The sequence below is a fragment of the Pelagimonas phthalicica genome, assembly GCF_004364805.1.
GTDB classification, from domain to species: domain Bacteria; phylum Pseudomonadota; class Alphaproteobacteria; order Rhodobacterales; family Rhodobacteraceae; genus Pelagimonas; species Pelagimonas phthalicica.
Genome location: NZ_SOAP01000004.1, coordinates 254577 through 266307 on the forward strand (window position 1 = coordinate 254577; position 11731 = coordinate 266307).

Below are 11731 nucleotides of genomic sequence, written 5' to 3' on the forward strand. Positions count from 1 at the left end.
GGAGACCGCTGACATGCCGTATCTCATAGCAACCGCACTTCTTCTGGCCTTTGTTGCCAATGTCGCCATCGGTGCCGTGACCAAGGCACCGCCGGTCAGCAATGTCGTCGAAATGATGATCCTGTTCGGGGCCGCAATTTCATTTTCCATTGGCATCCTGCGCAGCGAAGCGCGCGAACAGTCCAAAGACAAAAATCCGGAATAAATCCGATAACGTCCAACGGGAGGAACAATAATGGACAAGTCGAAACAGGAGCTGGCATCCGCCGAGCGCCGCAATTTCTTGAAACTCGCAGGCTCGGGGGCGTTCACCGCCGCCATCGTCGCTGGGGCCGCTGGCACCCTGTGGTCCACCGAGGCAGCAGCGCAAACTGCCGCTGAAGAACGCGACCGGGAAAAGGCCGCTGAGCACATCATGACACTGGCCACCGCCTATGTCCTTGGGGCCTCGCGCAGCTATCCGATCATGCAGCTGGATCTGAAAGAGAACATCCAGAACATGACCAATGGCAAAGTCTATGTGAAACTTGCTCCGGGCGGTCAGCTTGGCGCGGGCGGGGCTTTGGCGCAGGCGGTCCAGGGCGGCACAATCCAATGCGCGCAGCACTCTCTTGCCAACTTTGCGCCATTTGCCAGCGTGGTTGACCTGATCAACCTGCCCTATTTCTGCGGTTCCAACCAGCGTTTCACCAATCTGACCTCGTCAGATGCGTGGAAACAGGAAGTTGACCCGAAAATCGCGGCCTCGGGCTTTAAGGCGCTCATGTATATCGTGATTGATCCGCGTGTTGTGGCCGTGCGCAAGGGTGGCAATGCCATCATCACGCCCGGCGACATGTCCGGCGTCAAATTCCGCGTTCCTGGCTCCAAGATGCTGCAACAGTATTACGGCATGGTCGGGGCCAACCCGACACCCGTAGCCTGGGGTGAAACACCGTCGGCCATCCGCCAAGGCGTCGCCGATGCCCTGGACCCATCGGTCGGCGCGTTGCACGTGTTCGGCTTTGGTGAAATCCTCAGCCACGTGACCTTTACCCAGGCCGTGCCAGACAGCCAGGTCTATTCGGTCAATGCCGAATGGTTTGACGGCCTGCCGATGGATGTCAAAGAAGGGATCGAGTTCGCGGGCGAAGTCACCCAGCATCAAAACTTGTCCAAAGTCCCGTCGGCGCGCTCCTATGCCATGTCCCAATTGATCGCCAACGGGGTGGAGTTCCACTCTCTCAGCGACGATCAGCTGGCCGAATGGCAGGATGCGGGCGGCTATCAGCGCAGCGAATGGGACGGTTTCAAAACCGAACTAGCGGGGTCCATGGACACCTTTGCCAAGCTGGAAGGAGCCGCCGGCACACGCGCGAAATATTACGTGCACGACGCGTAACTGCGCATCAGGGCCGGCGCGACCTGCGCCGGTCCAACCTTGATCTTTTCGCCAATTCAAACCGTTCAATCCGGTGCTTTGCTGCGACCGGGGTAAGGTTGCTATGTCCAAGCTCTACAAAGCGATTGACCAAAACGCCGAACGTTGGCTGCTGCTGGTCTTTTACGTGATGCTCGTTGGCACGATGTTCATCGAAGTCGTCCGCCGAGAGGTGTTCGCCTATTCCTCCATCTGGGGTGAGGAAATCGTGCGCTATTCCTTTATCTACCTCGCCTGGATCGGGGCCGCTGCAGCGGTTAAGGAACGCGGCCATATTCGCATCGACGTGCTGATGCACTACGTCCCCCAGACCGTCAAATCTCTCCTCTATATCTTTGGCGATCTGGTCATGTTCATCGTGGCCCTGGTCGCGCTCTACTGGTCCTTTGAAACGGTCCACGTGTCCTGGAAATTCAACTCGGTCACACACGGGCTCCGGATCAGCCAGGTCTATTTCCTCATGGCGGTTCCCTTCGGCTTTGCCTTGGTCATTTTCCGGCTGGTGCAGTCCTTCCTTCGTGACATCGCCGATCTTCGAGCGGGGCGACCCGTCTACGAAGGCGACAAGCTGTTTGATTAAGGGAGGGCCAGACCAATGATGTGGCAACAACTGGGGGCTCAAACCCTTGAACTTGGCTGGGATTTCTACGCCTCTGTCCTTCTGTTTATCATATTGGTGGCGCTTGCTGTTCCAGTATGGGCAGCCATCGGGGCGGCAACAATTTGCATGCTTGTGATGTCCGGGGCGCTGCCTCTCAGCCTTTTGGGCGAAAAGCTCTTCTCTGGCATTGATGCCTTTGCCTTGACGGCGGTTCCCTTGTTCATCCTGACCGGCGATGTGCTGGTTCGAACGGGGCTAAGTCGAAAATTCCTGGATGTGGCCGAGGCATTGACCTGCTGGGCCAAAGGAGGCTTCGGCTCGGCCACAGTGCTGGTCTGCGGCATGTTCGCGGCCATTTCAGGCTCGGACGCGGCGGGGGCTGCAGCGGTTGGCCGGATGACCATCGACCGGCTGGTCGAAAGCGGCTATCCCCGCCCCTATGCCTGCGCCCTGGTGGCGGCGGGTGCCTGTACCGGCATCCTGATCCCGCCATCCATCGCCTATATCATCATCGGTCTCGTGCTGGGTATCGCGGTGTCGACCCTGTTCCTGGCCGCGTTGATCCCCGGCTTGCTGATCCTGACGGCGATCCTTGTCACCAATATCGTCATGAACCGTCTCAACCTGTGGGAAGGTGGCGGCATCATGACCGCTGCGGAATGGCGCGCGAACCTGTGGCGCACGCTCAAATCCGGTTGGTACGCCTTCCTGGTACCCGGCATCATCTTTTACGGCATCTTTTCCGGTCGCCTGACCCCAACCGAAGCAGGCGCAGTGGCCGTCGTGGTCACCATCGCCATGGGCTTCCTGCTGGGCACGCTGAAATTCAGCGATTTCCCGGCCATGTTGGTCAGCTCCGCCAAGGTGAACGGAGTCATTCTGCCAATCATCGCCTTTTCGATCCCGCTGGCCGAGGCATTGGCCATCATCGGCGTACCCCAAGGCTTTGTTGGTGCCCTGACCTCGATGACCTCGAATGAATATGCGCTGATCGCAATCATGGTGCTGATCCTGGTGGCCGCTGGCTGCGTGATGGAAACAACACCAAACATCGTGATCCTCGCACCGATCCTCTACCCGCTGGCGCAAGAGATCGAGATGAATCAGATCCAGTTCTGCATCATGATGATCACCGCGTTGGGCGTTGGCTTTATCACGCCACCGCTGGGTCTGAACCTGTTTGTCGTGTCGGGCATCACCGGGGAATCCATCCTCAAGATTGCCTATCGCGCGATCCCCTTCGTGTTCTTCATGCTGATCGTAACCCTGATGATCGCCTATATCCCGGCGTTCTCAACTTCCCTTCTTCCTGACGTCTACCGCTAAGCCGCCCGATTTGCGGCCAATAAAGGACTCTCAAAATGACTCGTGAGTATCTCAAGAAAGCAACCCTGACCGCGCGCAGCGGCGCTTCGGATGTGACCGAAACCGTTCAGGGAATCTTGAACGATATTGAAACCGGCGGCGACGCCAAGGCCATGGAATACGCAGCCAAATTCGATAATTATTCCGGCAATGTCATTCTGACGGATGACGAAATTCAGGCCGCGATTGCCGCTGTTCCGGACAAGCTGAAACGCGACATCGAATTCAGCCACGCCAATGTCAAACGCTTTGCCGAGGCGCAAAAGGCGTCGATGTCCGACATCGCGGTCGAGGTCATCCCCGGTTTGACCGCGGGTCAAAAGATGATCCCGGTGGATGCGGCGGGTTGCTATGTGCCCGGCGGGCGTTACAGCCATGTCGCCAGCGCGATCATGACTGTGACCACCGCTAAGGTCGCCGGGTGCAAACATATTGTGGCCTGCTCGCCCCCGCGCCCGGATGTGGGCATCGCCCCGGCCATTGTCTATGCGGCCCATGTCTGTGGCGCTGACAAGATCATGGCCATGGGCGGCGTCCAGGGCGTGGCGGCGATGACCTTTGGGCTCTTTGGTTTGCCCAAGGCCAACATCCTTGTTGGTCCGGGCAATCAATTCGTGGCCGAGGCCAAGCGCATTCTCTTTGGCCGCGTTGGCATCGACATGATCGCCGGCCCCACTGACAGCCTGATCCTGGCCGACGCCTCGGCCGATCCGATGGTTGTGGCCACGGATCTGGTTGGGCAGGCAGAGCATGGCTACAACTCCCCGGTTTGGCTGGTCACCGACGACAAGGCCCTGGCCGAAGAGGTGATGCGCCTGGTGCCCGTGTTGATCGAGGACCTGCCAGAGGTAAACCGCGACAACGCCACCGCCGCCTGGCGCGATTATGCCGAGGTGATCCTCTGCGCGGATCGCGAAGAAATGGCGGAGACCTCTGATTTCTATGCGCCCGAGCACCTGACCGTGATGGCCCAGGATCTCGATTGGTGGCTGGATCGGCTGACATGCTACGGCTCGCTCTTCCTTGGCGAAGAGACAACGGTTGCCTTTGGCGACAAGGCTTCGGGCACCAACCACGTTTTGCCGACAAGCCGCGCCGCGACCTATACCGGCGGGTTGAGCGTTCACAAATACATGAAAATCGTCACCTGGCAGCGCTCGACCGCCGACGCGATGAAACCCATCGCCGAAGCCACCGCGCGCATTTCCCGCCTCGAAGGCATGGAGGCGCATGCCCGGACGGCCGATGTGCGTCTGGCCAAGTTCTTCCCGGGCGAAAACTTTGACCTCAGCGCCGAGGGGTGACCGTGACCAGCTATCTCCCAGATCTGTCGGGTCATGTGGCCCTGATCACCGGGGCCAGCTCGGGCCTTGGTCGCCGGGCCGCTGAACTCCTGTCTTTGGCGGGCGCGCGCACCATTGGCGTCGCCCGCCGGGCCGAGGCATTGTCGTCTTTGAACGGGGTCCATGCCCTGCCTTGGGATCTGTCGGACCGGGACAGTTTGGCCGATCTCGCGCAGGCGGCCTGTGCCCCCTACGGCCCGCCCGACATTCTTGTTCATGCCGCCGGGATCAACACCCGCGAAACTGCGGACGAGGTGACACCACAGGGCTGGGACACCACGTTCGACCTGAATCTGGCTGTGCCGTTCTTTCTGTCCCAACACCTTGTCGGGGGCATGAAGGAAAAAGGTTGGGGGCGGATTGTCAATTTCGCTTCACTGCAATCCCACCGCGCCTTTCCCGGCGGGTTGAGCTATGGCGCGTCCAAGGGCGGTATCGCCCAGATGACCCGCGCCATGGCCGAGGCCTGGTCGGCAGACGGGATTTGCGTCAATGCCATCGGGCCGGGCTTTTTCCGCACGGAACTGACCGCTGCCGTCTTCAACGATCCCGAACGGGCCGCCCGCAACGCCGCCCAGACCTGTATCGGTCGCAATGGCGAACCCGAGGATCTCGACGGCCCTATCTTGTTCTTTTGCTCAGACGCCTGCGCCTTCGTGACAGGGCAGGTTTTGATGGTCGATGGGGGGTTCACAGCGAAATGAAAGCGCTCGTTTATACCGGTGTCGAAACCCTGGCCTATCGCGACTTTGACGACCCAAAGCCCGATCAGGGCGACACCCTCGTCAAAATCGACAGTGTCGGCATCTGTGGATCAGATATGCATGCCTATCTCGGGCATGACGAACGCCGCCCCGCCCCTCTGATCCTTGGTCACGAGGGCGCAGGCATCACCAGTGACGGGCGCAAGGTGACGATCAATCCGCTTGTGACCGATCCAAACAGCGTCGCCAGCCGCTCGGGGCGGGAAAATCTCTGCCCGTCTCGGCAAATCATCTCGATGCCCCCGCGCGAAGGGGCCTTTGCCGACTATGTCGCCATTCCCGAGCGCAACCTCGTTGAGGTCCCAGATCACGTCTCACTGGAACAGGCGGCACTGGCCGAACCCATTGCGGTCAGCTGGCACGCCGCCCGGCTTGCCCTTGCCGCCCTGCACCCGGCGGATGAGCGGCGCGCCCATGTGATCGGCGGCGGAGCCATTGGCCTTGCCGCGGCTCTGTCACTACGCGCCATGGGCCTCACGGATGTGACGCTTTCTGAACCCAACGAGGTCCGGGCCGCTTATCTGCGCGACACCTGCGACATCCGCATCGACAACAACCCGGCCAGCGGCATCACCCTGATCGTGGACGCGGTCGGCTATGCCGCGACGCGGGCCATGGCCTCGGCCCTTGTCAGCCCGGGTGGTGTGATCATGCATATTGGCCTGGGTGAAGCGGATGGCGGCTTTGATATTCGTCGCATCACGCTTCAGGAAATCACCGTCATCGGCACCTACACCTATACCGCGCAGGATTTCAAAGACACCTGCGCGGCCATGTTCAGCGGCCAGCTTGGCGCGCTGGATTGGGTCGAAACCCGCCCCCTATCCGAAGGTGCCACCGCCTTCGCCGATATCCGCGCAGGCTACGTGTCTGCGCCCAAACTCATCCTAAAACCGTAAAGAAAACCGGAGACATTCATGTCAAACCCTGCTCCCAATGAAATCCCGCATCTTCTGGTGCATGAAGAGGCCGACAATGTCGGCGTTGTGGTTGTCGAAGGCCTGACCGCAGGCACCGATATGCTGTGCTGCATCACGCATGACAATTCGACTTTCCGCCTGACTGCCGGGGCGGATGTGCCCATCGGTCACAAGATCGCGCTCAAAGACCTCAAGGATGGCGACACCGCGATCAAATACGGCGAGGACATTGGCAAAATCATCGCTGACATCCCCCAGGGCGGTCACGTGCATACCCAAAATTGCAAAACCAAACGCTGGTAACCCATTTCTCAAGGATCAGAACAATGACCAATTTTTCGAATATGACCATCATGGGCTACCGGCGCGAAAATGGCCGCGTGGGTGTGCGCAACCATGTGCTTATCCTGCCTGTTGATGACATCTCCAACGCCGCCTGCGAGGCGGTTGCGAACAATGTCAAAGGCACGTTGGCCATTCCTCACGCCTATGGCCGTCTGCAATTTGGCGAAGATCTGGAATTGCATTTCCGCACCATGATCGGCACCGGAGCCAACCCGAATGTGCATTCCGTCGTGGTGATCGGGATCGAGCCGGGCTGGACCAAACGTATCGCAGATGGCATTCGCGAAACCGGCAAGGAAGTGGCCGAATTCTCGATCGAGCAGAACGGCGATTTTGAAACCATCCGCCGCGCCTCCTGGGCCGCCAAGGATTTCGTTCACAAAGCGACCGAAGTGCAGCGCGAGGAATGCTCGATCAACGAATTGTGGGTCTCGACCAAATGCGGCGAAAGCGACACCACAACAGGCCTCGGATCCTGCCCAACCGTGGGCAATATGTATGACAAACTCCTGCCCGAAGGGATCACCGGCTTCTTTGGTGAAACCTCCGAGATCACCGGCGCCGAACATATTTGCCAGAAACGCGCGATCAACGAAGAGGTGGGCGCACGTTGGTACAAGATGTGGAAGGCCTATCAGGACGACGTGATTTTTGCGCACCAAACCGATGACCTGTCTGACAGCCAGCCGACCAAAGGCAATATCGAGGGCGGCCTGACCACCATCGAAGAAAAAGCCTTGGGTAACTTGGAAAAAATCGGTCGCACCTCACAGTTTATCGACATTCTTGAGCCCGCCGAGATGCCAAAATCGGGCAAGGGTCTGTACTTTATGGACAGCTCTTCGGCCGCGGCGGAATGTGTGACGCTCATGGCAGCGGGGGGCGCGGTGATCCACACTTTCCCAACCGGTCAGGGCAATGTCGTCGGCAACCCGATTGTGCCGGTGATCAAGATCACAGCCAACCCGCGCACCGTCCGCACCATGGGTGAGCATGTGGATGTTGACGTCTCCGGCATCCTGCGTCGCGAGCAAACGATCGACGAGGCCGGTGATGCGCTGATTGAGATGATCCGTCGCACTGCCAATGGCCGCAACACCGCTGCCGAAGCTCTTGGGCATCGCGAATTCTCGATGACCAAGCTGTATCGCAGCGCCTAAATCACGGGGTGGCCCGCCGTTTCGCGGGCCGCTCTTGCCAAAGGAACCATGCCATGACCGAAACGGTCCAAATCTCGCTGCAAGACGCGTTCTCGCTCTTGACCCAAGTGTTTGAGAGATCGGGCGCGTCCAAGGGCGTGGCAACCAGCGTTGCCCATGCCCTTGTCGCGGCAGAGAGCGAAGGCCAGATCGGGCATGGGTTTTCCCGGGTGGCCGATTACGCCGCCCAGTTGCAAAGCGGCAAAATCAATCCAAACGCCGATATGGTCCTGACCCGCCCCGCCCCCGCCGGCCTGCATGTGCTGGCGGATTACGGCTTTGCCTATCCGGCCATCGAGGCCGCGCTTGCCGCAGGCCTGCCCCTGGCGCGCGAGATGGGCATCGCCGTCATGACCATCGGCAACTCGCATCATTGCGGGGCCTTGGCCATTCATGTGGAAAAGATCGCCCAGGCCGGGCTGGTTGGTCTAATGGTTGCCAACACCCCCAAGGCCATCGCCCCTTGGGGGGCCAAGGATCCGGTCTTTGGAACCAATCCCATCGCCTTTGCCACACCCGTCAAAGATGCTCCTCCGCTGGTCATCGACCTGTCCCTGTCTGTCGTGGCAAGGGGCAAGGTCATGGCCGCCAAAAAGGCTGGCAAGCCGATCCCCACAGGCTGGGCGCTGGATGCCCAAGGTCAGCCCACCACCGATCCCGAGGCCGCGCTAGAGGGCACCATGCTGCCCATCGGAGATGCCAAGGGCACCACCTTGGCCCTGATGATCGAAGTGCTGGCCTCGGCCCTGACCGGCAGTGCCTTTAGCGCCGAAGCCGGGTCGTTCTTTCATGCCGACGGGCCACGGCCCAATGTCGGGCAAACCATCATCGCCATCGACCCGGGCAGTCGCAGTGATTTTGGCGCGCGTGTCAAAACGCTGCTGGATCAGATCGCCGCCATGCCGGGCGCGCGGCTTCCGGGCGCGCGCCGCCGCGCGGCCATTGCCAGATCCGAAAGCGACGGGTTGCAGGTTCCCGCACATCTTTTTCATCAGGTTCAAAAGCTGGCCAATCCTGATGCCCAGACCTAATTCCAAGAGGACACCGTGCAGTTACTAACCCTCTCAAAATCTGACCGGATCGCGGGGCTTCAGGCCCTGTTGCCGGGGGTTATGGTGATCCTCGTGATTGCACTGGCCAGCAGGTTCATTTCCGAGCATTACGGGGCCCCCGCGATGCTCTTGGCCCTGCTCTTTGGCATCAGCATGAATTTCCTGTCCACGCATGACGATTGCGCCCCCGGCATCGCCTTTGGGGCCAAGACCGTCCTGCGCTTTGGTGTCGCCTTGCTGGGCTTGCGGATCAGCTTTGACATGATCGGAACGCTTGGCTGGCCTGTGGTGGCGCTGGTTGTAGCCATGGTACCGATGACAATCGGCTTTGGGTTCCTCGTGGCGCGGTTCTTTGGCTTTGCCAATCGGTTTGCCTTTTTGTCATCCGGGGCCGTGGCCATTTGCGGCGCATCCGCCGCCATGGCGATAGCGGCCATCCAGCCCAAAGACGAAAAATCCGACGATCGCCTGGTCTTTACCGTTGTTGGTGTCACTCTTCTGTCGACTGCTGCCATGATCCTCTACCCGATCCTCAGCCAGTTTCTGGGCTTCGACGATCACAAGGCCGGGATCTATCTTGGCGCGACAATCCACGATGTCGCGCAGGTAGTTGGGGCCGGGTTCTCGATCTCGCCCGAAGCCGGGGAAACCGCCACTTTGGTGAAATTGCTGCGCGTTGCGATGCTGGCACCGGTGATCATGGCCGCGACCTTCCTGATTCACCGGCACACAACCACCACGGCCGAGCATCAACGCCCTCCTCTGATGCCTGCCTTTGTTGTCGGCTTCATCGCCCTGGCCACGCTGAATTCGCTGCTGGCGCTACCGCAGCCCGTGCTTGCTCTCGCCGCCAGCGGGTCTGGTTGGCTCCTGCTCGCCTCTATCGCTGCGGTTGGCCTGCAAACGCGCCCCGCCGAAGTGCTCAAGGTTGGCCGGGCAGCGGCGGGCATGTTGCTTGCCGAGACCTTGTTTCTCGCGGCCCTTGTCGCGCTGGCGCTGACTTTCCTCCCCCAGTTTTCAACCGCAACCCCCTAAGGAGACACCAAAATGTTCACCTCTATCCTGATCCCGGTTGCCATCGACCACGAGGCGCTCGTGACCAAGAAAATCGCAACAGCGCGCGCTATGCTGGCCCCGGGAGGCAAGATCACCTTGCTGACCGTGCTCGAACAAATTCCGGGCTTCACCGCTGAATTTGTGACTGTTAAGACCGAAAACCGCCTCTCAGAAAAAATCATGGCCGCGCTGCAAGACCTCGCCCAAGGGGCCAGTGACATCGATTGTAGGGTCGAAACGGGCAAGCCGGGTGTCCGCATCACAACCGTCGCTCAGGAGATGGGTGCCGATCTCATCATTGTTGGCGCGCACCACCCGTCGGCCATGGACTACTTTCTGGGCTCCACCGCTGCACGCGTAGCCCGTCGCGCGCCCTGTTCGGTTCTCATCCAGCGCCCTCTGGACTAATATCGTGCGAAAGGGGGCGTGATGGCCAAAATCCGAAGACCGCAACGCAATGGTGACACTCCAGGTCACAGCACCTTGTCCGATCCGGGGCAAGGGGATGGCACGTCTTTGGATGAAAAACCCTATGACGGTCGCCGTTTGTCCTATGCGACGACCTTTACGAACCCGGTTCAACAAAAGATCATTCAAGCCATCGAACTGATCACGGCCAAACCCGGCCTGTTGCGCAAGATTCGCCGCTTTGAGGCGATGGGCGTGCCCCATGGTCAGGCCTTTTGGCCCAAGGCCTTGAACGTCATGGGGATCGATATCGAAACCCCGGATGCGGAAATTGCGCGCATCCCCAAAACCGGCCCTGTCGTGATTACCGCAAACCACCCGCATGGATTGGTTGACGGCATGGTTCTGGCCGAAATCATTGGCCGCGTCCGCACCGATTACAAGATCCTCACCAGATCCCTGCTGACCGGCGTGGCCGAAATTGACGAATTCATGATCCCGGTGCCTTTTGCCCATGATCCTGACGCGCTGGACAAAAGCCTTGAGATGCGCCGCCGCGCCATGGACCATCTGAAACATGGCGGGGTCTTGGCGCTGTTCCCATCCGGGGTGGTGGCTTCGGCGGATCGTTGGTTTGGCCCTGCAATTGAACGCTCCTGGAGCGCCTTCACCGCCAAATTGATCCAACGCTCGGGGGCAACCGTTGTCCCGATCCGGTTCCCCGGACAAAACAGCCGCGCCTATCAGATCGCCAGCCTGACCTCGCAAACCCTGCGGCAGGGGCTTTTGCTGTTCGAAGTCAAACACGCTTTGAACAAACCGCAACGCCCCCATATAGGCACCCCGATCCTCCCGTCTGACATTGAACGCTGGAGCGGTGACCCAATGGGGTTGATGACCTGGTTGCGCGACGAAACGCTGGGGCTTGGCGGATCAAGCTAGGACCCCGGGCGTTACGACACACCAGAACATCATCCGGCTTTCAAACCCAGCCCAATGGCCTCGCCCCCTATCCGCCAGCGCTGAAAATGCCCCCTGCCAAAAGGGTCCCCATTGCATCCCGGCAATGCTTTCTAGGGTCAGGACCCTAGGCCTGCTTTGGCACCCTCGCCTGGTCCCAGATCGTACATAGCCTGCTGAATCGTTCGGCCATCTGGTCAACGGCCTCTGCGTCGTTGATGTCGCCTTTGAGCCAGGCGCGGGCGGGGTCGGCGAAGATTGTGCGGCCGACGGCAAAGCCTTTGACCAGGGGTTGTTT

Annotated in this window: 14 protein-coding genes; 13 read left to right on the top strand and 1 reads right to left on the bottom strand. The window is 59.9% G+C overall.

Translation table 11 applies throughout. The features are described from left to right. The first annotated feature begins 13 nt into the window (after positions 1-13). From CLV87_RS21795 to CLV87_RS21855, 13 genes are all read left to right on the top strand, one after another. Positions 14-205, top strand: coding sequence for a hypothetical protein (locus CLV87_RS21795; protein WP_099247980.1), 192 nt, complete (start codon positions 14-16; stop codon positions 203-205). 30 nt (positions 206-235) lie between these two features. After that, entirely contained in the window at positions 236-1381 is a 1146-nt protein-coding gene (locus CLV87_RS21800; RefSeq protein ID WP_099247978.1) for a TRAP transporter substrate-binding protein, read from the top strand. A 103-nt stretch (positions 1382-1484) separates the two neighbouring features. Beyond that, a complete protein-coding gene (locus CLV87_RS21805; protein ID WP_099247976.1) occupies positions 1485-2000 on the top strand; it encodes a TRAP transporter small permease in 516 nt (171 codons plus the stop codon). Positions 2001-2015: 15 nt separating this feature from the next. Then, a complete protein-coding gene (locus CLV87_RS21810; protein ID WP_099247974.1) occupies positions 2016-3347 on the top strand; it encodes a TRAP transporter large permease in 1332 nt (443 codons plus the stop codon). 35 nt (positions 3348-3382) lie between these two features. After that, on the top strand, positions 3383-4690 hold the full coding sequence (gene hisD, locus CLV87_RS21815; RefSeq protein WP_099247972.1) for a histidinol dehydrogenase: 1308 nt from the start codon (positions 3383-3385) through the stop codon (positions 4688-4690). After that, the gene (locus CLV87_RS21820; protein ID WP_099247970.1) at positions 4687-5433 is read left to right on the top strand and encodes an SDR family NAD(P)-dependent oxidoreductase; all 747 of its coding nucleotides are present in this window, start codon (positions 4687-4689) and stop codon (positions 5431-5433) included. Before hisD ends, CLV87_RS21820 begins: the two co-directional genes overlap by 4 nt. Next, complete coding sequence (locus tag CLV87_RS21825; RefSeq protein WP_099247968.1) at positions 5430-6392, top strand: alcohol dehydrogenase catalytic domain-containing protein; 963 nt, start codon at positions 5430-5432, stop codon at positions 6390-6392. The genes CLV87_RS21820 and CLV87_RS21825 overlap by 4 nt, the downstream gene beginning before the upstream one ends. A gap of 18 nt (positions 6393-6410) precedes the next feature. Further along, positions 6411-6716 carry a UxaA family hydrolase gene (locus tag CLV87_RS21830; RefSeq protein ID WP_099247966.1) on the top strand — a complete coding sequence of 102 codons (306 nt, stop codon included), beginning with the start codon at positions 6411-6413 and terminating at the stop codon, positions 6714-6716. Between the two features lie 23 nt (positions 6717-6739). Continuing rightward, the gene (locus CLV87_RS21835; protein WP_099247964.1) at positions 6740-7918 is read left to right on the top strand and encodes a UxaA family hydrolase; all 1179 of its coding nucleotides are present in this window, start codon (positions 6740-6742) and stop codon (positions 7916-7918) included. Positions 7919-7971: 53 nt separating this feature from the next. Then, positions 7972-8988, top strand: a complete 1017-nt coding sequence (locus tag CLV87_RS21840; protein ID WP_099247962.1) for an Ldh family oxidoreductase — start codon at positions 7972-7974, stop codon at positions 8986-8988. Between the two features lie 15 nt (positions 8989-9003). Next, complete coding sequence (locus tag CLV87_RS21845; RefSeq protein WP_235872018.1) at positions 9004-10044, top strand: YeiH family protein; 1041 nt, start codon at positions 9004-9006, stop codon at positions 10042-10044. Between the two features lie 12 nt (positions 10045-10056). Beyond that, complete coding sequence (locus CLV87_RS21850) at positions 10057-10473, top strand: universal stress protein (RefSeq protein WP_099247958.1); 417 nt, start codon at positions 10057-10059, stop codon at positions 10471-10473. A 21-nt stretch (positions 10474-10494) separates the two neighbouring features. Then, on the top strand, positions 10495-11415 hold the full coding sequence (locus CLV87_RS21855; RefSeq protein ID WP_208293361.1) for a lysophospholipid acyltransferase family protein: 921 nt from the start codon (positions 10495-10497) through the stop codon (positions 11413-11415). A gap of 145 nt (positions 11416-11560) precedes the next feature. Here the strand turns inward: CLV87_RS21855 and CLV87_RS21860 are convergent. Further along, a partial coding sequence (locus CLV87_RS21860) for a 2-deoxy-5-keto-D-gluconate 6-phosphate aldolase domain-containing protein (RefSeq protein ID WP_133840879.1) occupies positions 11561-11731 on the bottom strand: 171 nt, incomplete at its 5' end.